This is a genomic window from Leucobacter luti (assembly GCF_050310065.1).
GTDB lineage: Bacteria > Actinomycetota > Actinomycetes > Actinomycetales > Microbacteriaceae > Leucobacter > Leucobacter luti_B.
This window is the reverse complement of record NZ_CP190007.1, coordinates 1,469,944-1,491,314: the sequence shown is the minus strand read 5'-3', so window position 1 is coordinate 1,491,314 and position 21,371 is coordinate 1,469,944. Positions and strand designations below refer to the sequence as shown.

Here is a 21,371-nt window from a genome sequence, read left to right as displayed (position 1 = left end):
GACGCCCCTACGACCCCAGCCCGTCGTCGAACACGTCCATCGCGGAGGTGTCGGTGCTCGCCTCGGCGCGCGCGAGCACGCGCCCCTGGAAGAACTCGGGCGAGACGCGAGACTGCAGGATCATGAGCACGATCCCGAGCCCGAGGACAACCACGCCGATGATGCCGACGAGGCCGATGCCCGCGATGTTGCTGCCGGATCCAAACTCGGGGTCCATGCTGTCGACCGTCGTCTGCACGAAGACGACGAGGAGCAGGATGCCACCGATGCCGGGGAGCACGAACTTCGACATGAACGAGCCGAAGCCCTCCTTGAGCGCGGTCTTGCGGAAGTACCAGGGGCTCGCGAGCGCCGTGATGCCGTAGTAGAAGCAGACCATCATACCGAGCGCCGTGATGGTGTCCCACAGCACGTCCTCGCTGAGGAAGCGCATGACCGCGTAGAAGACCGAGGCAACGATCGAGGACAGCATGAGCGCGACGTACGGCGACTTGAACTTCGGGTGGATCTTCTTGATCGGTGCGGGGAGCGCGCCGTAGTGCGACATCGCGAGCAGGGTGCGCGCGGGCGAGATCGCGGTCGAGTTGATCGACGCCATGGCGCTCACGAGGATCGCGACCGAGAGCAGGATCGCGGCGGGTCCCATGACGGGGTGCGCGAGCGCGGCGAACACGTTCTCTGCGATGGCCGGGTTGTTCAGGCCGGTGCCCGTGTCGCCGAGACCGGCATAGGCAACGGTCGCCGCTGCCGTGCCGACGTAGAGCACGACGAGCATTGCGACGAGGATCATCGCGGCCTTGCTCTCGGTCGAGAGGCGACCCTTCGAGGGCTTCGTCTCCTCGCCCATGGTGAGGACCGTGTCCCAGCCCCAGTACACGAAGATCGAGACCGCGATGCCCGCGGCGAACGCACTGAAGCTGTCGACCTCGAGCGGGTTGAACCAGGAGAGCTCCGGGATCTTGCCCGCCTCGTTGGCGGGATCCGCCGCTCCGATGAACATCGCGACGATGAACCAGATGAGGATCGCCATCTGGAAGATGACGGTGATGTACTGGAAGATCTTCGTCGAGGTCATGCCGCGGTACGAGATGAGGGTCGCGAGTGCCATGAAGCCGAGGCAGACGAGGATATTGATGAACTTGTTGTCGGAAATCTCGGCGATGGCGGGGTTCCCGACCGCGATCGAGATGGACTGGAACAGGAACTCGACCGCGATGCCCGCGAGGTTCGAGAGCACGAGCACGGTGGCCGCGATGAGGCCCCAGCCGGCCATCCAGCCGATCCAGGGGCCGAAGGCGCGGGTCGCCCAGGTGAACGAGGTGCCAGAGTCCGGCATCGCCGAGTTGAGGGCCCGGTAGCCGAGGGCCACGAGCAGCATCGGGAGGAAGCCCATGAGGAAGATCGCGGGCGTCTGGTATCCGACCTCGCTCGCGGCTGGGCCGACCGCGGCGGTCAGTGTGTACGCGGGCGCGCACACCGAAAGCCCGATGACGAGGGCGCCCATGACGCCGACGGTGCCGGACGGGAGCCCCTTCTTGCTCATCCCCGTGACGGAGTCGAGTGTGCGTGTCGCCGGCTCTGGCGTACCCAGGTCGTACTTGGCCATGTCCTAACCGTAGCTTTCTGACGCGGTTTCCGCGACGAATCTCCGGCAGCGGCGGATCCGAAGCGGGGTCATCTGGGCCCCGGCCGCTGTCATTCCGCCGAAGATCTTAGGTCGGGACGGAAGTTTTCCCTAATCGGTCGAGGATCCTCCACGGATTTCGTCGCGTTCTAGGCGGATTGCTTGTCGAATCGCACTTCTTGCGCGCTTCCTGTCTCCGCAGGCGTCGTAGACGATCCCGAGCCGCATCCAGGACTGCCAGGCGCCAGGATTCTGCTCGGCCTCGGCCCGGTACCTCGGGAACGCGGCGTCCGCGTCCTCGCGCACGGGGCGTCCGGAGGGCAGCGCCGCGACGGGCTCCTCCGGCATGAGCCCCTCGGCATCGAGGCGATCAGCAAGCCGCGTCGCCTGGCGCCCGAACGCGAGCTCGCGCCAGAGCGCCCAGAGTCCGAGGAGCGGCAGGAAGAGCATGGCCGCGCCCATGATGATCGGGATCGCCTCCCCCGAGGCGAGGAGCGCGACGGCGCGCACGCCGACAAAGCCGAAGTAGAGCACGAGCAGTGCGCTCATGATCACAACGCCGATGATGGCGCGGGTGCGTGCGCTCACTCGCCGGCCCCGGATCCTGATCCGGCCCCGGATCCCAGCCCGTCGAGCCCCAGCACGCTGTCGAGGCCGACAGTGACCCCCGAGGCGTCGCGCACGGCCGTGAGCGCCGCGACGATGCCCGCGCGGTACGCCTCGTTCGAGGAGGTGTTGTGGGTGAGCGTGAGCGTCTCCCCCGGCCCGCCCAGGTGGACCTCCTGCTTCGCGGAGACGCCCGCGAGCCGCAGGCTGTGCACGGGGATCCCCGCGACGAGCTGGCCGCGGGCCTCCTGCTCGGCGAAGGGCGCGTCAGCGGGCTTGCCGCCGCGCGCCTCGGCCATGATCTCGGCGGTCCGCACGGCGGTGCCGGACGGCGAGTCGACCTTGCGCGGGTGGTGCGTCTCGACGATCTCGATCGAGTCGAAGAAGGGGGCCGCGATGCGCGCGAGCGCCGTGCCGAGCACGGAGCCGAGCGAGAAGTTCGGGACCACGATGACACCGGCGCCCGGCGTCTCCGCGACGAGCTCCTCGAGACCGGCGATCCGCTCGGCCGACCAGCCGCTCGTGCCGACCACGACCTTCTGGCCCGCTCGCACGGCGCGCTCGACGATCGCCGGCGACGCGTCCGGGTGGCTGACGTCCACGAGAATGTCGGCCCCGGATCCCGACGCCGGATCGCTCTGGCTCGTGAGCCGGGCGGCGAGTGCGAACTCGGGGTGCTCCTCGATGACCTGGCAGACCAGGGTGCCGAGGCGGCCCGTGGCTCCGGTGACGGCGACGCTCGTTGACATGCCTCCGATCCTACCGCCGTGCCGATGCCCGAAGATGCGCCGTTACCCGGCCTTTCCGAGGCCCGAGCGCGCGACGTCGCCGACCGCGACGACCGACAGCGGCGACGCCGACAGGTGTGCCGCGACGGCCTGGATCTCCCCCGCCGTGACCGCATTGAAGCGCGCGAGCGAGGCGTCGAGGCCGTAGAGCTCGCCACTGCCGAGTTCGGCCCGCGCGAGTCGGCCCATGCGCGTCTCCGTGTCCTCGAGGGCGAGCGCGGTGGAGCCGGCGATCTGGCCGAGCGCGTCGGCGTGCTCCTCCTCGGTGATCCCCGAGTCCGCGATCTTCTGGAGCTCGAGGCGGCTCAGCTCGACGACCTCCTCGGCCTTCTCCGTGGCCGTGCCCGCGTACATCGCGAAGAGGCCGGCGTCCGAGTAGCTCGCGCCAAAGGAGTACGCCGTGTAGGCGAGGCCCCGCTTCTCCCTGATCTCCTGGAAGAGGCGGCTCGACATGCCGCCGCCGAGCACCGAGTTCATGATGCCGTAGGCGAAGCGGCGGGGATCCGTCGCCGCGAAGCCGCGGGTGCCGATCATGATGTTGATCTGCTCGGAGGGGCGCGAGACGGCGTCGAACTCGGGCTCGCTCCCGGCGGCGGCGGGATCCTGATCCTCCCGCACCACCTGCGCGCGGCGCACGGGGGCGCCGCTGCGCTCCGTGTGCCAGCGCTCCTCCGGCGAGGCGTTGAGCGCCGCGAGCACGAGCTCGACGAGGCGGTCGTGGTCGACGGCGCCGGCCGCGGTGACGACGAGCGTCGTGGGGTCGTAGCGGTCGCGGTAGTGCCGGTCGACGTCGTCGCGGCGCGCCTCCCGGATCGTGCCGGGGTTGCCCCCGATCGGGCGGCCGAGCGGGTGGTCCCCCATCACGACCTCGAAGAAGCGCTCGTTCGCGACGTCCGCGAGATCGTCCGCGGCCATCGCGAGCTCCTCGAGGATCACCCCGCGCTCGAGGTCGAACTCGGAGGCGTCGAGCGTCGAGTTCGTCACCATGTCGGCGAGCACCTGCACCGAGTGCTCCACGTCGGCGTCGCGCACCTTCGCGTAGTAGCAGGTGAACTCCTTCGCAGTGAGTGCGTTGCTCTCCGCGCCGATCCGGTCGAAGCTCGTCGCGATCTCGTAGGCGTCGCGCGAGGGGGTGCCCTTGAAGAGCAGGTGCTCGAGGAAGTGGGTCGAGCCGAGGCTGCCGGGCGCGTCACCGCGCTCGGCCTGCTCGTCGCGGGATCCCACGCCGACCCAGAAGCCGATCGACGCGCTGCGGGATCCCGGCATGCGCTCGGTCAGGATCCGGAGCCCGGAAGGATGCACCGTGCGCCGGATCGTGCCACCCCCCAGCTCAGCGGAGAGTTCGGCCTGGTCGAGCGGGAGCAGCAGAGGGTCGTGCATGGGACAAGCCTAGGGGGCGAGCATGCGAAAACGCCCGCCGCCCCACCGTGTGAACGGCGGGCGACGGGCGTCTTCAGCGGGGCGTTGGACCCGCGGCGCGATTACTCGGCCGCGGCCTCCTCTGCCGGAGCCTCGGCCGCGGGGGCCTCGGCTGCCTGCTCCTCGAGCACGGGCTCGAGCGAGAGCTTGCCGCGGTCGTCGACCTTCGTGATCTTCACGAGGATCTTCTGGCCGATGGACAGCACGTCATCGACGCTCTCGATGCGCTTGCCGCCAGCGAGCTTGCGGACCTCGGAGATGTGCAGCAGGCCGTCCTTGCCCGGGAGCAGGGAGACGAACGCACCGAAGGCGGCGTTCTTCACGACCGTGCCGAGGTACTGCTCGCCGACCTCGGGGTTCTGCGGGTTCGCGATGGCGTTGACCTGGGCGCGGGCCGCCTCAGCGGTCGGGCCGTCGGTCGCACCGATGTAGACGGTGCCGTCGTCGTCGATCGAGATCTCCGCGCCGGTCTCGTCCTGGATGCCGTTGATCGTCTTGCCCTTGGGCCCGATCAGCTCGCCGATCTTGTCGACCGGGATCTGGACGCTGATGACGCGGGGCGCGGTCGGCGCCATCTCGTCGGGGGCGTCGATCGCTTGGTTCAGCACGTCGAGGATCGTCGTGCGGGCCTCCTTCGCCTGCGACAGCGCGCCGGCGAGGACGTCCGACGGGATGCCGTCGAGCTTCGTGTCGAGCTGCAGCGCGGTCACGAACTCCGAGGTGCCTGCCACCTTGAAGTCCATGTCGCCGAGCGCGTCCTCGGCACCGAGGATGTCGGTGAGGGTCGCGTAGCGCGTCTCGCCGTCGACCTCGTCGGAGACGAGGCCCATGGCGATGCCGGCGACGGCGGCGCGGAGCGGGACGCCCGCGTTGAGCAGCGACAGCGTCGAGGCGCAGACGGAGCCCATCGAGGTCGAGCCGTTCGAGCCGAGCGCCTCGGAGACCTGGCGGATCGCGTAGGGGAACTCCTCGCGGCTCGGCAGGACCGGGACGAGCGCGCGCTCGGCCAGGAAGCCGTGGCCGATCTCGCGGCGCTTCGGGCTGCCGACGCGGCCGGTCTCACCGGTCGAGTACGGCGGGAAGTTGTAGTGGTGCATGTAGCGCTTGCTCGTCGTGGGCGAGAGCGAGTCGATCTGCTGCTCCATCTTCAGCATGTTCAGCGTGGAGACGCCCAGGATCTGGGTCTCGCCGCGCTGGAAGATCGCCGAGCCGTGCACGCGCGGGATCACCTGGACCTCGGCGTCGAGCGCGCGGATGTCGCGCAGACCACGGCCGTCGATGCGCGCGCCCTCGGAGAGGATCCGGCCGCGCACGATCTTCTTCGTGACCGACTTGTAGGCGCCGGAGACCTGGCCGTCAGCCTCGGCGGGCAGCTCGCCGGCCTCGACCTTGGCCGCGATGGCCTCCTTGACGCGCGCCTTCAGCGCGTCGTCGGCGTCCTGACGCTCCTGCTTGTCGGCGATCTGGTAGATGCCGGCGAGCTCGCCCTCGGCGAGCGCCTCGACCGCTGCGTAGACCTCGTCGGAGTAGGGCAGGAACACGGGGTACTCCTGCACCTCCTTCGCGGTCTGCGCGGCGAGCTGCTCCTGCGCCTTGACGAGCTGCGAGAGGAACGGCTTCGCGGCCTCGAGGCCCTGCGCGACGATCGCCTCGTCGGGCTTCGTGGCGCCGGCCTTGATCAGGTCCCAGCTGCCCTCGGTCGCCTCGGCCTCGACCATCATGATCGCGACATCCTCGGTGCCGTCGGCCTTCGTCACGACGCGGCCGGCGACCATGAGGTCGAAGACGGCGTCCTTCAGCTGCTCGACGTTCGGGAACGCGACCCACTGGTCGCCGATGAGCGCGAGGCGCACGCCCGCGATCGGGCCGGAGAACGGCAGGCCCGAGATCTGGGTCGAGGCGCTCGCGGCGTTGATCGCGAGCGCGTCGTAGAACTCGCCCGGGGCGATGCTCATGACCGTGATGACGATCTGGACCTCGTTGCGGAGGCCGTCGACGAACGACGGGCGCAGCGGGCGGTCGATCAGGCGGCAGACGAGGATCGCGTCGGTCGAGGGGCGGCCCTCGCGACGGAAGAATGAGCCGGGGATCTTGCCGGCTGCGTACGACCGCTCCTCGACGTCGACCGTCAGCGGGAAGAAGTCGAAGTGATCCTTCGGGTGCTTCGACGCGCTCGTGGCCGAGAGGAGCATCGTCTCCTCGTCGAGGTACGCGGCGACCGCGCCCTGCGCCTGCTGTGCGAGGCGGCCGGCCTCGAAGCGGATGGTGCGCTTGCCGAACTTGCCGTTGTCGAGCACGGCCTCGGCGAACTTGATCTCAGGACCCTCCACGGGCTCTCCTTTACTTCGGATGAGCACGCGGCCAACGGCCCGCAGCCTCTACGACGGCGGGTGCTGATCAACAGTAGAAGGCCACCCTCGCGGCGCCCTGCGCCTCCCGAGAGGGATCCACCACCGAAGACCAGCCGGCCTCGCGCTCGGTTCATCTCTGATGCGGGCAGACGCCCGCTCCCTCAGGATAGCAGCCGGGCCCCTCCCGGGCACGGTGCAAGGGTGAGTGTTTGGTGCGAGAGTGCCTGTTCCCGGGACCGGGATCGCGCCCGGGATCCGGCTAGCGGTAGAAGCCCTCGCGGAGATTGATCCCGTGCTCGAGCCACGCCTTCATGGCGGCGAGCATGCCGGTCCAGCCCATGCAGTTGCCGAAGGCGGCCTCGGCGCCCTTCGGCGTGGGCCGCCAGGAGCGCTCCGCGATCGCGACCCGGGTGCGCGCGCCGTCGTCGGCCGGCTCGAAGGTGAAGATGACGACGGTGCCCGCCGAATCGCTCGTTGCGGCGGGATCGCCCGCCCATCTGACGCGGATGGTGCGCGGGGCCTCGGCCTCGAGCACCTCGACGGGGAACGCCCCGGGGAAGTCCGCGAAGTCCCAGGTCACGGTCGCGCCGGCCGTGAGGCGGCCCACCGCTCCCCCGGTCGTGAAGTAGCGGCTCAGGATCGCGGGATCCGCGACGGCCTCGTACACCTCCGCCGGCGGCCGGGCGATGAACCCGTACACCTCGAACTCGAGCGTGCCCAGTGCGTCGTCGTCACTCATGCCCCGACCCTACCCGCCTCGACGGAGACTGGGTAGGGTCGGCCGTGACTTAGAGGGCGTCGACGTCGATCGTGTGGATGCGGTCCACGTCGATGGCGGCGCGCAGGTTCTCGACGAGCGTGTCCTCGATCGGGGCGTCGACCGAGAGCACCGACAGCGCGGTGCCCTTTTTCTCGTCGCGCGCGATCTGGAGGGCGGCGATGTTGACGCCGGCCTCGCCGAGGATGCTGCCGTAGCTCGCCACGATGCCGGGGCGATCCGTGTAGCTGAAGACGAGCAGGTGCTCCGGGATCGGCAGCTCGATCTCGTAGCCGTTGACCTCGACGAGCTTCTCGATCTGCTTCGGGCCCGTGAGCGTGCCAGAGACCGACACCTGGGTGCCGTCCGTGAGGCCGCCCCGGATCGTGATGACGTTGCGGTAGCTCTCCGAGATCGAGTCGACGCTGAAGCGCACCTCGACGTCGCGCTGCTCCGCGAGGAGCGGCGCGTTCACGTACGAGACCGGATCGCTCACGACCTTCGAGAACACGCCCTTCAGCGCGGCGAGGCGCAGCGCGTCGACGTTGTGCTCGGCGAGCTCGCCGTGCACCTCGACGTCGAGCGACGAGATGGGGCCGGCCGCGAGGCCCGCGAAGACCTGGCCGAGCTTCTCGGTGAGCGGCAGGCCGGGGCGCACGTACTCGTCGATGACGCCGCCCGCGACGTTCACGGCGTCGGGCACGAGGTCGCCGGCGAGCGCGAGGCGCACCGACTTCGCGACCGAGACGCCGGCCTTCTCCTGGGCCTCCTCGGTCGAGGCGCCGAGGTGCGGCGTGACGTTCACGTTCGGGAGGCCCGTCAGCGAGGCGTCGGCCGGCGGCTCCTGCATGAAGACGTCGAGCGCCGCGCCCGCGATCTCGCCGGCGGCGAGGGCGTCCGCGAGCGCCGCCTCGTCGATCAGGCCGCCGCGGGCGACGTTCACGACGTAGGAGGTCGGCTTCATGGCCTTCAGCTGCTCCGCGCCGATCATCCCGAGCGTCTCGGGGGTGCGGGGCATGTGGATCGTGAGGAAGTCAGCGCGCTCGACGAGCTCGTCGAGCGACACGAGCTGCACGCCGAGCTGCTGCGCGCGCACGGGCGTCACGTAGGGGTCGTATGCGATGAGCTCAACGCCGAAGCCGCGCAGGCGCTCGGCGACGAGCGCGCCGATGCGGCCGAGGCCGACGATGCCGACGGTCTTCTCGTAGAGCTCGATGCCCGTGAACGAGGAGCGCTTCCACGCTCCCTCGGAGAGGGAGGCGTGCGCGCGCGGCAGGTGGCGCGCGAGGCCCAGGATGTGCGCGACCGTGAGCTCGGCGGCGCTGATGATGTTCGAGGTCGGCGCGTTGACGACCATGACGCCGGCCTGAGTGGCCGCCTTGATGTCGACGTTGTCAAGGCCGACGCCGGCGCGGGCGATCACCTTGAGCTTCGGGGCCCAGGAGAGCGCCTCGGCGTCGATCTGCGTCGCGGAGCGGACGAGCACGGCGTCCGCGGTCTGGAGCGCCGAGCGGAGTGCGTCGCGGTCGGTGCCGTCGACGTTCACCACCTCGAAGTCCGGGCCGAGAGCGGCGATGGTTGCGGGCGAAAGTTGTTCGGCGATCAGCACGACCGGCGCAGTCATCAAGCGTTTCCTTCGGGTCAGCGGCGAGGAATCTCCATGCGAGGCACGGAGATCACCATCCTACCGCCGCGACCCGCCCGGCCGGGCACGGCTTCGCAACACCGGGAAACGTGAGCCGGATCAGGCCGCGAAGTAGCTCGTCTGCGGCACCATGTGGAGCACCTCGAGCTGCACGGCCGCGACGAGGCAGAGGCCGGCGGCAAGGACCAGGATCCTGGGCCCTGCGCCGCGGCGGCGCGCGACGAGGAGCGCGAGCCCGTAGACGACCACGGGAAGCGCGACGCCGAACACGAGCCAGCCCCAGCCGACCGGGGTGAGCCCGACGCCGAGCGTCTCCGCCATCTGTGGGAGCAGGGTCATGTTGCCGACGGCCGCGACCACCGTGTAGGCGTAGAGCGCGGTGATGAGCACGCCCGCGGTCCAGGCGACAATCTTGCCGGTCACGCGGCACCTCCCCCCGAGAGCACGGGCAGCGGGAAGAGCACGACCGCGCCGATCACGAGCCACAGCGCCATCTTTCCGGTGCCCGCCCTGCGGTGCAGCACGAGCACCGCGAGGAACCACAGCACGGGCGCGAGCGGCGCCGCCCAGAACACGGTCTGCTGGAGCACGGAACCGAGCGAGCCGCTCGTCGCCGCGACCTCCTGGTTCACGCTCGCGTAATACTGCGCCCAGCTCAGCCACACCCATGAGTACAGGAGGTACAGCCCGCCGAGCACGCCGAGCATGACCAGGGCCATGTTCGACAGCTGCGTACGCTCGTCCGCGGGGGCATCGTCGGCGGCCGTCTCGGGATCCGGATCCAGACCCGGATCAGGATCCGGCACCGGGCCGAGGCCTCCGACTGGAGCCTGGGGCGCCTCAAGATCGGCCGCCTCGGCCTCCGCCGTCGACTCGACGGTCCAGCCGCTCGCGAGCGCGCTCTCCCGCGCGCCCCGCGGAGTGTTCTTACGCATCAACCCAGATTATCGATCTCACCCTTTGAGACAGCCGGGAGCTGCAAGCTCCCAGATATGATGCTCATGCATCGTCACGCCGAGAGAGAGCAGCCATGACGGAAACTCCCAAGAAGAAGGTCGTCCGGGTCGAGTCGCCCAAGCCCGCGCAGCGGGCCGGGGGCGGCGCCGAGGGCTCGGAGCGCTCCGAGCCGGTCTGGACCCCGACGCCGGAGGCGAAGGCCAAGGCCACGCGCTTCCGCATCATCGCCGCGGTGCTGTGGGCGGTCGCGATCGGCCTCGAGGCCTTCGCGATCTTCTGGGTGCTGAAGCAGGTGCCGGTCATCATGTGGCTGCTCATCGTGCTCATCGTCGCGACCGGCATCCTCTCCGTCGGCGGATCGCTGCTCTGGAAGCAGGCGAACCGCCTCGATCCCGCGTCGAAGAACGACACTGCGCGCTTCTTCGTGCAGAATCAGCTCGGCGCGATCATCGCGATCATCGCGTTCCTCCCGCTCATCATCCTGATCTTCATGAACAAGAACATGGACGGCAAGCAGAAGGCGCTGGCCGGCGGGATCGGGATCGTCGTCCTGCTCGTCGCCACCCTGTTCGGCATTTCGTGGGATTCGCCCTCGCAGGAGCAGTACGCCGAGGAGACGAACATCATCGAGCAGCTCACGGGCGAGGACAACGTGTTCTGGGTCAAGGGCGGCTCGGTGTTCCACGTCTGCGAGGCGGTTCCGGACGTGAACAAGGAGTCGAAGGACGGCCAGATCTACCAGGGCACGGTCGCCGCGGCGCACGAGGCAGGCAAGGACCGCCTCACGAAGCGTTGGCAGAGCGAGGCGACGAAGTACTGCGGCTACACCGAGGAGCAGGTCGCCGCGGTCGAGGCGAAGCTCGCTGGCGACACCCCCACGGACGAGCAGCAGAGCCAGGATCCCGGCGCCCAGGACCCCGCGCCGACTGAAGATCCCGCGCAGACCGAGGAGCCCGCGAACGCGGGTTGACCCCGGACGCAAGGCCGCAGGGCCGCAAGGCCCCAGAGGCAACGGAAAAGGCCGGCCCCGCAGATGCGGGGGCCGGCCTTTCTCGTTGGTGCCGCTTAGCGGGCGGCCGAGCCGTCCACGTAGTCGGTGTCCTGCTGCTTCCAAGCGAAGAGCTTGCGCAGCTCGCGGCCCGTCGTCTCGATCGGGTGCTTCTCGGCCTTCTCGCGGAGCTCGATGAACTCCTTGCCGCCGTTGTCCTGATCCTCGATGAAACGCGTCGCGAAGGCGCCCGACTGGATGTCGGCGAGCACGGCCTTCATGTTCTCCTTGACGCTCGGGTCGATGACGCGGGGGCCCGAGACGTAGTCGCCGTACTCGGCCGTGTCGGAGACCGACCAGCGCTGCTTGGCGATGCCTCCCTCCCACATGAGGTCGACGATGAGCTTGAGCTCGTGGAGCACCTCGAAGTAGGCGATCTCGGGCTGGTAGCCGGCCTCGGTGAGGACCTCGAAGCCGTACTGCACGAGCTGCGAGGTGCCGCCGCAGAGGACCGCCTGCTCGCCGAAGAGATCCGACTCGGTCTCCTCGGTGAAGGTCGTCTTGATGACGCCGGCGCGGGTGCCGCCGATCGCCTTCGCGTACGACTTCGCGGTCTCCCACGCGGTGCCCGAGGCGTCGACCTCGACGGCGATGATGTCGGGGATACCGCGGCCGGCCTCGAACTCGCGGCGCACGGTGTGGCCGGGAGCCTTCGGGGCAACCAGGATCACGTCGACGCCCTCGGGCGCCTCGATGTAGCCGAAGCGGATGTTGAAGCCGTGCGCGAACGCCAGCGTCTTGCCCGGCGCGAGCTGATCCTTGATCGACTCGGTGTAGATCGCGCGCTGGTGCTGATCCGGAGCCAGGATCATGATGAGATCGGCCCACGCGGCGGCGTCGGCGACGGTCTTCACCTCGAAGCCGGCCTCCTCGGCCTTCTGGATCGACTTCGAGCCCTCCTTGAGGGCGATGACGACCTCGACGCCCGAGTCGCGCAGGTTCATCGCGTGCGCGTGGCCCTGGGAGCCGTAGCCGACGACGGCGACCTTCTTGCCCTGGATGATCGACAGATCGGCGTCTGCGTCGTAGTACATCTCTGCCACTTTGAGACTCTCCTTCGTTTCGTGGTTCGTTCCCGCGCAGCTGCGCGGAATCCGTGTGCCGCGTGCGCGGCTAGTTCTTGAATACCCGCTCGGTGATGGACTTGGAGCCTCGGCCGACGGCGATGAGCCCCGACTGCGCGATCTCCTTGATCCCATACTGCTCGAGCACCTTGAGGAATGCGTCGATCTTCCCGGAATCGCCCGTGACCTCGATCGTGAGCGCGTCGGGGACGACGTCGACGACGCGCGCGCGGAAGAGGTTCACGGCCTCGAGCACGTGCGAGCGGTTCTGGTTGTCGGCGCGCACCTTGATGAGCACGTGCTCCCGCTGGACCGAGCTCGACTCGTCGAGCTCGACGATCTTGATCACGTTGACGAGCTTGTTCAGCTGCTTCGTGACCTGCTCGAGCAGGGTCTCGTCCTCGTCGACCACGACCGTGATCCGGGACAGACCGCGCATCTCCGTGGGGCCGACCGCGAGGGACTCGATGTTGAAGCCACGGCGCGCGAACAGGCCGGCGACGCGGGTGAGCAGGCCGGGCTTGTCCTCGACGAGCAGGCTGAGTACGTGACGGCTCATGGTTACTCGTCCTCCCATTCGGGGCTGTGTTCGAGGGCATACTGCACGTCGCTGTTCGACGTGCCCTGGCGGACCATGGGCCACACCATCGCGTCGGCGCTCACGACGAAGTCGATGAGCACGGGCCGGTCGTTGGTCTCGAGCGCGAGCTTGATCGCGTCGTCGACCTGATCCTCCCGCTCCACGCGGATCGCGAGGCAGCCGTAAGCGTCGCCGAGCTTCACGAAGTCGGGGACGCGCTGCGAACCGTGGCCCGTGTTGAGCTCCGTGTTCGAGTAGCGGCCGTCGTAGATGAGGGTCTGCCACTGGCGCACCATGCCGAGCGAGGAGTTGTTGATGACCGCGACCTTGATCGGGATGTTGTTCACGACGCAGGTCGCGAGCTCCTGGTTCGTCATCTGGAAGCAGCCGTCGCCGTCGATCGCCCAGACCACGCGGTCGGGCTCGGCGACCTTCGCGCCCATGGCCGCGGGGACCGCGTATCCCATGGTGCCCGCGCCGCCCGAGTTCAGCCACGAGTTCGGGCGCTCGTACTTGATGAACTGCGCGGCCCACATCTGGTGCTGGCCCACGCCCGCGGCGAAGACGCCCTCAGGCCCGGTCAGCTCGCCGATGCGCTGCAGCACGTACTGCGGCGCGAGCAGCCCGTCGCTCGTCTCCTGGTAGCCGAGCGGGTACTTCGCGCGCAGCCCGTTGAGGCGCTCCCACCACCCCGAGATGTCCGAGCACTCGCGGCTGATCTTCGACGTCGACACGGCGGCGATGAGGTCGGCGATCACCTCGGCGGCGTCGCCGACGATCGGGACGTCCGCCGGGCGGATCTTGCCGATCTCCGCCGGATCGATGTCGGCGTGGATCACCTTGGCGTCCGGCGCGAAGAACGCGGTCTTGCCCGTGACTCGGTCGTCGAAGCGCGCGCCGAGGGTGATGAGCAGGTCGGACTCCTGGAGCGCGAGCACCGCGGGAACGGTGCCGTGCATCCCCGGCATGCCGAGGTGCTGCGGGTGCGAGTCGGGGAAGACGCCGCGCGCCATGAGCGTCGTGACGACCGGGGCGCCGACGAGCTCGGCGAGCTGCAGCAGTTCCTCCGAGGCACCAGCGCGGCCCACGCCGCCGCCGACGTAGAAGACGGGGCGCTTGGCCTCGGCGATCAGGTCGGCAGCCGCCTGGATCTGCTTGCTGTTCGCCTTTGTGATCGGGCGGTAGCCGGCGAGCTCGACGCGGGGATCCCACACGAAGTCGAGCTCGCCCTCCTGCGCGTCCTTCGTGATGTCCACGAGCACCGGGCCGGGGCGGCCCGTCGAGGCGAGGTGGTAGGCGGCCGCGATCGCCGCGGGGACCTCCTCGGCCGACTTCACGAGGAAGGAGTGCTTCGTGATCGGCATCGTGATGCCCACGATGTCCGCTTCCTGGAACGCGTCGGTTCCCATGAGGTGCGAGAACACCTGGCCGGTGATCGCGAGCAGCGGCACCGAGTCCATGTAGGCGTCGGCGATCGCCGTCACGAGGTTCGTGGCGCCGGGGCCCGAGGTCGCGATGCAGACGCCGACCTCGGCGCCCGCGGCAGCGAAGCCCTCGGCCGCGTGGCCGGCCCCCTGCTCGTGGCGCACGAGGATGTGCCGCAGCTTCTCCGCGTCCATCAGGGCGTCGTAGAGCGGGAGCACAGCGCCGCCTGGGAGCCCGAATACGTCGGTCACGCCGAGCGCCTCAAGGCTCCTGACGACGGCCTGCGCGCCCGTCATGCGCTCACCGCGACCAGGCGCGGGCGTGCGTGGGTGTATTGCACTCGATTCCGAGGTCATGTCTAGCTTTCGTGATCGTAGTATGGACACGGTTTCACGGGTGTTCGGGATCCGCACGACTGATCGCCGCGGGGATCAACCGGTGACGGCTCCCTCGGAGGCCGACCGGACCAGCTTGGCGTACTTCGCCAGAACACCGCGCGTGTACCGCGGCGGAAGCGGGGCCCAGTCTTCTCGGCGGGCCTCAAGCTCAGCGGGATCTACCAGCAGGTCGAGCGTTTTCGCAGCGATGTCGACCCGAATCAGGTCACCGTCACGAACCAGTGCGACCGGACCGCCGTCCGTCGCCTCAGGTGCAATATGGCCGATGCACAGGCCGGTTGTGCCGCCCGAGAATCGTCCGTCCGTCAATAGTAGTACATCTTTTCCGAGCCCCGCGCCCTTGATGGCGCCCGTGATGGCGAGCATCTCGCGCATGCCCGGCCCGCCCTTCGGCCCCTCGTAGCGGATCACCACGATGTCGCCCTTGCCGATCTTGCCCTCGGTGAGCGCGTCCATCGCCGCGCGCTCGCGCTCGAAGACACGTGCGGGGCCCTCGAACACCTCGGCGTCGAAGCCTGCCGTCTTCACGACGGCGCCCTCGGGTGCGAGCGTGCCGTGCAGGATCGTGAGACCGCCCGTCGCGTGGATCGGGTCATCGAGGTGGTGGATGACCTCACCGTCGACCGGATCCGGATTCAGCTCGGCGAGGTTCTCCGCCATCGTCTTCCCCGTGACGGTGAGCGCGTCGCCGTGGATGAGGCCGGCGTCGAGCAGCGCCTTCAGCACGACCGGGACACCGCCGTGGCGGTCGATGTCGGCCATGACGTACTTGCCGAACGGCTTCATGTCCGCGAGGTGGGGCACCTTCGCGCCGATGCGATTGAAGTCCTCGAGCGTGAGGTCCACGTCCGCCTCGCGCGCAATCGCGAGCAGGTGGAGCACCGCGTTCGTCGAGCCACCGTAGGCCATGAGCAGCGTGATCGCGTTCTCGAATGCCTTCTTCGTGAGGATGTCGCGGGCTGTGATGCCCTTGCGGAGCATGTTCACGACGGCCTCGCCCGAGCGGTGGGCGAAGTAGTCGCGACGGCGATCCGCGCTGGGCGGCGCCGCGGAGCCGGGCAGGCTCATGCCGAGCGCCTCAGCGATCGAGGCCATCGTGTTGGCGGTGTACATGCCCCCGCAGGCGCCCTCGCCCGGAGCGATCGCGCACTCGATGCGCTTCAGATCCTCCTCGCTCATGGTGCCGGCCTTGCACGCGCCGACCGCCTCGAAGGCGTCGATGATCGTGACCTCCTTCTCGGTGCCGTCCGAGAGCTTCACCCAGCCGGGCGCGATGGATCCGGCGTAGAGGAACACCGAGGCGAGGTCGAGGCGGGCCGCGGCCATGAGCATGCCGGGGAGCGACTTGTCGCAGCCGGCGAGCAGGACCGTGCCGTCGAGGCGCTCGGCCATGACGACGGTCTCGACCGAGTCGGTGATGACCTCGCGCGAGACGAGCGAGAAGTGCATGCCCTCGTGGCCCATCGAGATGCCGTCCGAGACCGAAATCGTTCCGAACTGCAGCGGGTAGCCGCCGCCGGAGTGGACGCCTTCCTTGGCGCCCTGAGCGAGGCGGTCGAGGCTCAGGTTGCAGGGGGTGATCTCGTTCCACGAGCTCGCGATACCGATCTGGGGCTTGTCCCAGTCCTCGTCTCCCATGCCGACGGCGCGGAGCATGCCCCGGGCTGCGGCCTTTTCGATCCCGTCGGTGACGTCGCGACTGCGCGGCTTCATATCCATCTCTGCCATGCGCCCCAGTCTATGCCCTCACGGATGCCGGAATCGGCCTGCTCTCGGCTCGGGGAAACGGAAGAGGGGCGCCGCGGGAGAGTGTTCTCCAGCGGCGCCCCTCGAGCGCGCGTGCGATGCGTCGGCTACTTGCCGGTCGCCGGCAGGAACGCGAACGGGATCATGAAGCCGATGAAGGTGGCGACGAGGCCGCCCGAGAAGACCCACGGCTCGACGACGCCGAGCGAGATGTTGACGCCGTAGCCCATCGCGATGAAGCCGCCGAGCACGAGCACGAAGGAGAGTACGAACGTGATGGCCGTGACGGCCCCAACGGCACCCTGCGAGCTCTCCTCGAACAGTGCGGTCTCCTGCTTCGCCATGATGGCCACTCCTTCTTCAACGACGTTCCCGGAAACGCGGGCGCAGGCAGCCGTGCCCATCCCGCGGGGATTCCACCTGCAAGCGTATCGCACACGAGGCGCGCCGCGGGCCCGACCCGTTAGGCTTGGGGAGAAGCTGCAATGCCGCAAGGCGCCAGGGAGGAAACCGTGTCGATCGGGAAGTATGTGACGAATCCGGGGATCCTCGGAGCCCTCTTCGGTGCGGTGGGCACCGCGAAGCGCACGCAGAATATGCGGAGGGACTGGCGCAGGTTCCTCGTCTGGGGCGTCTGGATTGCCGGCCTCGCCCTCGCGGTCGCGAGCGTCGCGATGCAGGATCAGGACGACGACTTCAAGGTCGAGCAGAAGTCTCTGAAGTAGGCGTTTCCCGGCGCGCCCGGCCGGGGCCGTTCGCGAATCGCGGCCCCGGAACGACTATTCTGGGACCTGGTGAGTCGGGAAGTCTGGTCGACGCTTCTGCTCGTCGACCCCGAGAGGCACGCCCGTGACTCAGCCCGTACACTCCCCCGACGCTCCGAGCAATCGGCCCCGTCGCCGCCGCATTCTGACCCTCGTCAACCGCAGGGAGGCCGCGCGCGTCAGCCGCCTGCTCCGCGCGGATCTCGTCGGCGGCATCATCGTCATGATTGCCGCGCTCCTCGGCTTCGTCGCGGCAAACTCGCCCGTGGCGGAATCATACTTCGCCCTGCGCGATACGAAACTCGGCCCGGAGTCGCTCGGGCTCCAGCTCAGTGTGGGGCACTGGGCCTCCGACGGCCTGCTCGCCATCTTCTTCTTCATGGTCGGGCTCGAGCTCAAGCGTGAGTTCGTCACGGGCGCGCTCAGGCGCTTCTCGACCGCGATCGTACCCGTCGCCGCCGCGGTCGGCGGCGTCGTGATCCCCGCGCTCATCTACTTCGCGATCAACGCGGGCACCCCCGCGGCCCACGGCTGGGCGATCCCGACCGCGACCGACATCGCCTTCGCCGTCGCGGTGCTCGCGCTCATCGCCCCGCGCATCCCGCCTGCGCTGCGCATGTTCCTGCTGACCCTCGCCGTCGTCGACGACCTCATCGCGATCACCATCATCGCTGCGTTCTACACGAGCGGGATCCAGCTCGTCCCGCTCGCCCTCTCGCTCATCCCGATCGCCGTGTACGCGTTCCTCGTGCGGCGCTTCCCGAGCCAGCTCGCGAGCTCCTCGTGGGCGCCGTGGCTGATCCTGCTCCCGGTCGGCGTCGCCGCGTGGGCGCTGTTCCACGCCTCGGGCATCCACGCGACGATCGCGGGCGTGCTCCTCGCCTTCCTCGTTCCCGTCTCGGGCCGCGGCGGCACGCAGCTCGCCGAGGTGTTCGAGCATCGCTTCCGCCCGCTCTCGACGCTCATCGCCGTGCCGGTCTTCGCGTTCTTCGCCGCCGGGGTCGCCGTCGGGGGCGAGTCGCGCTTCCCCTTCGACCCGATCGCGATCGGCATCATGCTGGGCCTCGTGCTCGGCAAGCCGATCGGGATCACGCTCACGACGTGGCTCATCACGCGGTTCACCCGCGCCGAGCTCGATCCGGCCGTGACCTGGCGCGAGCTCATCGGCGTCGGCGCCCTCGCGGGCGTCGGCTTCACGGTCTCGCTGCTCGTCACCGACCTGAGCTTCGAGACTGCTGCGGATGCCGACACGGCCCGACTCGCCGTGATGGTGGGATCCCTCGCCGCGGTCCTGGTCGCAGCGGCGTTCCTTGTGCGCAGAGCGCGGGCGCGCCGCGTGGAGGTCGACGACGAGGTCGAGACGAACGACTAGGAATCGCTCCCCCTGCGACGGCGCGCGAGCTGCGGGATCCCGCAGCGCCCAGCGAGAGATCTGCAGTCAATGTCAAGATTTTCGGCAGGCGGCCCCGCTGTGCGTGGAACTCTCGGCGAGCGCAGTTGCGAGGCAGCCACCTCCGGGGCGACCCCCACTCGACGCGACACGCGCGGGTTCGGCCGGGGGTCGCCCTCGATTTGGGCGCCCCCCGAGCCCCGTGCTAACGTAGTTCTGTTGCTCGCGAGCAACGAGCACCTCTAGCTCAATTGGCAGAGCAGCTGACTCTTAATCAGCGGGTTCCGGGTTCGAGTCCCGGGGGGTGTACGGATAGGGAAGCCCGGCACGGTGTGTCGGGCTTCATCCGTATCCGGATGCATTGATCCCTTCACGGAAGGCGCACGATGACCACCGCTCCCCCGCAGGCCTCCGAGGATCTCGCGTTCGCACTTGAGCTCGCCGACCTCGCGGACTCGATCTCGCTCGACCGCTTCCGATCCGCCGACCTGCGCGTCGAAACGAAGCCGGATCGCACGTTCGTGACCGACGCCGATCAGGCCGTCGAGCGGGCCCTGCGCGAACGCATCACCGAGCGCTTCCCCGCCGACGGATTCCTCGGCGAGGAGACGGGGCGCGAGGATCGCGGCGCGCGGCGCTGGATCCTCGACCCGATCGACGGCACCTCAAACTTCCTGCGCGGCGTGCCGAACTGGGCGACGCTCATCGCGCTCGAGGTCGAGGGCGCGCCGAGCGTCGGCGTCGTCTCGGCGCCGGCGTTCGACCAGCGCTGGTGGGCCGAGACCGGCTCGGGCGCGTGGGGGCAGAAGACGGGTGAGGCCGCTCGGCGGCTCGGCGTCTCCGGCGTCTCCGAGCTCGAGCACGCCTCGCTCAGTTTCCAGAGCATCGAGCAGTGGGATCTCGCGGGCTACCTCGATCCGCTCATCGCGCTGAGCCGCGCGGTCTGGCGGGATCGCGCCTACGGCGACATGTGGTCGTACATGCTGCTCGCCGAGGGCCTCGTCGACATCGTCGCCGAGTTCGACGTCAAGCCCTACGACCTCGCGGCGCTCGTGCCGATCGTACGGGAGGCCGGCGGCCGCTTCACGGACATCGCGGGCAACGAGACGGCCTGGAACGGCAGCTCGCTCGCCACGAACGGGGCGCTGCACGGCGCGGTGATCGAGCTCGTGCAGGCGAAGCGATGACGGACCGCGAAGCGATGACGAACACAGCACCCCAGAAGACGAGCGTCGGCGCGGCCGTCGTCGCGGTCATCGTCGACGCCGCGCTCGTGCTGCTCTTCGCCGGCCTCGGCCGCGGCAGCCACGCGCGCGCGGCCACCATCGCAGGGCTGTTCGAGACGGCATGGCCCTTCCTCGTCGCGCTCGCGCTCGGCTGGGTCGTGTGCCTCGCCTGGCGCAGGCCGCTCTCCCTCGTGCGCTCCGGGATCCCGATCTGGGTCATCACGGTCGGGCTCGGTATGGTGATCCGTGCGCTCTCCGGCGGCGGCACCGCCGTCGCATTCATCCTGGTCGCGACCGGCACCCTCGGCGTATTCCTGCTCGGCTGGCGCGGGATCGCGCTGCTCGTGCTGCGGCTGCGCCGCCCGGCGCGCGACTAGCGCCGCCAGCCGGCACTCTGTTGTTAGCGATTTCGGGGCTTCGCGGGCCACGAAAGCCCCGAAATCGCTAACAAGCGGGGGGGGCGGCGCCGGATCCGGATCCGGGGCCGGACGGCGCTACTCGGAGAGGCGGGCGAGCAGGCGCGCCGCGCGGTTCGAGAAGCCCCACTCGTTGTCGTACCAGGCGACGACCTTGATGTGCTTGCCATCGACGCGGGTGAGCTGCGAGTCGAAGATCGACGAGTGCGGGTTGCCGATGATGTCGGTCGAGACGAGCGGCTCCTCCGAGTACTCCATGACGCCATCGAGCGGCCCCTCGGAGGCGGCGCGGTAGGCGTTCAGCACCTCGCCGCGCGTCACCTCGCGCTCCACGGTCGCGTTCAGCTCGACGATCGAGCCGACGGGAACGGGCACGCGGATCGAGTCGCCCTGCAGCTTGCCGTCGAGCTGCGGCAGCACGAGGCCGATGGCCTTCGCGGCCCCCGTCGAGGTCGGCACGATGTTGAGCGCGGCCGAGCGCGCGCGCCGCGGATCCTTGTGCGGCGCGTCGACGAGGCGCTGGTCCTGCGTGTACGCGTGCACGGTCGTCATGAATCCGTACTCGATGCCGGCGAGCTCGTCGAGCACCTTCGCGAGGGGGGCGAGCGCGTTCGTCGTGCACGAGGCGTTCGAGATGATGCGGTGCTGCTCGGGGTCGTAGAGATCGTCGTTCACGCCGACGACCACCGTGAGGTCGGCATCCTTCGCTGGCGCGCTCACGAGCACTCGCCCGGCCCCGGCGTCGAGGTGGGCGCGCGCGGCGTCTGCCTCGGTGAAGCGCCCGGTCGACTCGAGCACGGCGTCGACGCCGAGCTCCGCCCAGGGCAGCTTCGCGGGGTCCTGCTCGGCGAGGATCCGGATCCGGCGATCGCCGATCACGAGCTCCTCGCCCTCGACGGTCACCTCCCACGGCAGGCGCCCGTAGATGCTGTCGCGCTGCAGCAGCTGCGCGAGCGTCTTCGCGTCTGTCAGGTCGTTGACGGCGACCACTTCGAGGTCGCTCTCCTGCTCGAGCAGCGCGCGGAGCACGCCGCGTCCGATTCGTCCGAAGCCATTGATTGCAACGCGACCGGTCATGTGATCCCAGTTTCCTTTCGGGTCCAGCGTCCTTGTTCTCACAAACCAGGATGGCGCGGATCCGGATCGCCCTCAAGTGGCCGGAATGCC

General features: G+C 69.2%; 20 protein-coding genes and 1 tRNA gene. 6 read left to right on the top strand and 15 right to left on the bottom strand.

Annotation, left to right across the window (positions count from 1 at the left end; translation table 11 throughout):
* Window positions 1–7: 7 nt before the first annotated feature.
* From ACOPJ3_RS06845 to ACOPJ3_RS06805, 9 genes are all read right to left on the bottom strand, one after another.
* Window positions 8–1,606, bottom strand: a complete 1,599-nt coding sequence (locus ACOPJ3_RS06845) for an APC family permease (protein WP_427871084.1) — start codon at window positions 1,604–1,606, stop codon at window positions 8–10.
* Between the two features lie 129 nt (window positions 1,607–1,735).
* A complete protein-coding gene (locus tag ACOPJ3_RS06840; protein WP_427871083.1) occupies window positions 1,736–2,212 on the bottom strand; it encodes a hypothetical protein in 477 nt (158 codons plus the stop codon).
* Window positions 2,209–2,979, bottom strand: coding sequence for a 4-hydroxy-tetrahydrodipicolinate reductase (dapB, locus tag ACOPJ3_RS06835; protein ID WP_427871082.1), 771 nt, complete (start codon window positions 2,977–2,979; stop codon window positions 2,209–2,211). Before dapB ends, ACOPJ3_RS06840 begins: the two co-directional genes overlap by 4 nt.
* A 42-nt stretch (window positions 2,980–3,021) precedes the next feature.
* Window positions 3,022–4,398 (bottom strand): M16 family metallopeptidase, encoded by a 1,377-nt coding sequence (locus ACOPJ3_RS06830; RefSeq protein WP_427871081.1) that lies wholly within the window; start codon window positions 4,396–4,398, stop codon window positions 3,022–3,024.
* Between the two features lie 101 nt (window positions 4,399–4,499).
* Window positions 4,500–6,767, bottom strand: coding sequence for a polyribonucleotide nucleotidyltransferase (locus ACOPJ3_RS06825; protein ID WP_427871080.1), 2,268 nt, complete (start codon window positions 6,765–6,767; stop codon window positions 4,500–4,502).
* 280 nt (window positions 6,768–7,047) lie between these two features.
* Window positions 7,048–7,527, bottom strand: a complete 480-nt coding sequence (locus tag ACOPJ3_RS06820) for an SRPBCC domain-containing protein (protein ID WP_427871079.1) — start codon at window positions 7,525–7,527, stop codon at window positions 7,048–7,050.
* A 49-nt stretch (window positions 7,528–7,576) separates the two neighbouring features.
* The gene (serA, locus tag ACOPJ3_RS06815) at window positions 7,577–9,169 is read right to left on the bottom strand and encodes a phosphoglycerate dehydrogenase (RefSeq protein WP_427871078.1); all 1,593 of its coding nucleotides are present in this window, start codon (window positions 9,167–9,169) and stop codon (window positions 7,577–7,579) included.
* Between the two features lie 120 nt (window positions 9,170–9,289).
* Window positions 9,290–9,613: a hypothetical protein gene (locus ACOPJ3_RS06810; RefSeq protein WP_427871077.1), complete on the bottom strand. Its 324-nt coding sequence runs from the start codon at window positions 9,611–9,613 to the stop codon at window positions 9,290–9,292.
* Complete coding sequence (locus tag ACOPJ3_RS06805; protein WP_427871076.1) at window positions 9,610–10,125, bottom strand: hypothetical protein; 516 nt, start codon at window positions 10,123–10,125, stop codon at window positions 9,610–9,612. Before ACOPJ3_RS06805 ends, ACOPJ3_RS06810 begins: the two co-directional genes overlap by 4 nt.
* Before the next feature lie 95 nt (window positions 10,126–10,220).
* Here ACOPJ3_RS06805 and ACOPJ3_RS06800 point away from each other — a divergent pair, with 95 nt between their 5' ends.
* Complete coding sequence (locus ACOPJ3_RS06800) at window positions 10,221–11,117, top strand: hypothetical protein (protein ID WP_427871075.1); 897 nt, start codon at window positions 10,221–10,223, stop codon at window positions 11,115–11,117.
* A 95-nt stretch (window positions 11,118–11,212) separates the two neighbouring features.
* Here ACOPJ3_RS06800 and ilvC read toward each other — a convergent pair whose 3' ends face one another.
* The 5 genes from ilvC to ACOPJ3_RS06775 form a co-directional block, all read right to left on the bottom strand.
* A complete protein-coding gene (gene ilvC, locus ACOPJ3_RS06795; RefSeq protein ID WP_427871180.1) occupies window positions 11,213–12,229 on the bottom strand; it encodes a ketol-acid reductoisomerase in 1,017 nt (338 codons plus the stop codon).
* A gap of 79 nt (window positions 12,230–12,308) precedes the next feature.
* Window positions 12,309–12,818, bottom strand: a complete 510-nt coding sequence (gene ilvN / locus ACOPJ3_RS06790) for an acetolactate synthase small subunit (protein ID WP_427871074.1) — start codon at window positions 12,816–12,818, stop codon at window positions 12,309–12,311.
* Between the two features lie 2 nt (window positions 12,819–12,820).
* The gene (locus ACOPJ3_RS06785; protein WP_427871073.1) at window positions 12,821–14,620 is read right to left on the bottom strand and encodes an acetolactate synthase large subunit; all 1,800 of its coding nucleotides are present in this window, start codon (window positions 14,618–14,620) and stop codon (window positions 12,821–12,823) included.
* A 75-nt stretch (window positions 14,621–14,695) separates the two neighbouring features.
* Window positions 14,696–16,390, bottom strand: coding sequence for a dihydroxy-acid dehydratase (ilvD, locus tag ACOPJ3_RS06780; RefSeq protein WP_427871072.1), 1,695 nt, complete (start codon window positions 16,388–16,390; stop codon window positions 14,696–14,698).
* Between the two features lie 125 nt (window positions 16,391–16,515).
* The gene (locus ACOPJ3_RS06775) at window positions 16,516–16,752 is read right to left on the bottom strand and encodes a hypothetical protein (protein WP_427871071.1); all 237 of its coding nucleotides are present in this window, start codon (window positions 16,750–16,752) and stop codon (window positions 16,516–16,518) included.
* A gap of 168 nt (window positions 16,753–16,920) precedes the next feature.
* Between ACOPJ3_RS06775 and ACOPJ3_RS06770 the strand changes: the two genes are divergently transcribed.
* The 5 genes from ACOPJ3_RS06770 to ACOPJ3_RS06750 all read left to right on the top strand — a co-directional run bounded on the left by ACOPJ3_RS06770 (window position 16,921) and on the right by ACOPJ3_RS06750 (window position 20,165).
* A complete protein-coding gene (locus tag ACOPJ3_RS06770) occupies window positions 16,921–17,133 on the top strand; it encodes a hypothetical protein (RefSeq protein ID WP_427871070.1) in 213 nt (70 codons plus the stop codon).
* Between the two features lie 124 nt (window positions 17,134–17,257).
* On the top strand, window positions 17,258–18,544 hold the full coding sequence (gene nhaA / locus ACOPJ3_RS06765; RefSeq protein ID WP_427871069.1) for a Na+/H+ antiporter NhaA: 1,287 nt from the start codon (window positions 17,258–17,260) through the stop codon (window positions 18,542–18,544).
* Window positions 18,545–18,798: 254 nt separating this feature from the next.
* A tRNA-Lys gene (locus ACOPJ3_RS06760) sits at window positions 18,799–18,871 on the top strand.
* 77 nt (window positions 18,872–18,948) lie between these two features.
* Window positions 18,949–19,749, top strand: a complete 801-nt coding sequence (locus tag ACOPJ3_RS06755) for an inositol monophosphatase family protein (protein ID WP_427871068.1) — start codon at window positions 18,949–18,951, stop codon at window positions 19,747–19,749.
* The gene (locus ACOPJ3_RS06750; RefSeq protein WP_427871067.1) at window positions 19,746–20,165 is read left to right on the top strand and encodes a DUF3054 domain-containing protein; all 420 of its coding nucleotides are present in this window, start codon (window positions 19,746–19,748) and stop codon (window positions 20,163–20,165) included. Before ACOPJ3_RS06755 ends, ACOPJ3_RS06750 begins: the two co-directional genes overlap by 4 nt.
* A 117-nt stretch (window positions 20,166–20,282) precedes the next feature.
* Here ACOPJ3_RS06750 and gap read toward each other — a convergent pair whose 3' ends face one another.
* Window positions 20,283–21,281 (bottom strand): type I glyceraldehyde-3-phosphate dehydrogenase, encoded by a 999-nt coding sequence (gene gap, locus ACOPJ3_RS06745; protein WP_427871066.1) that lies wholly within the window; start codon window positions 21,279–21,281, stop codon window positions 20,283–20,285.
* Window positions 21,282–21,371 lie beyond the last annotated feature (90 nt).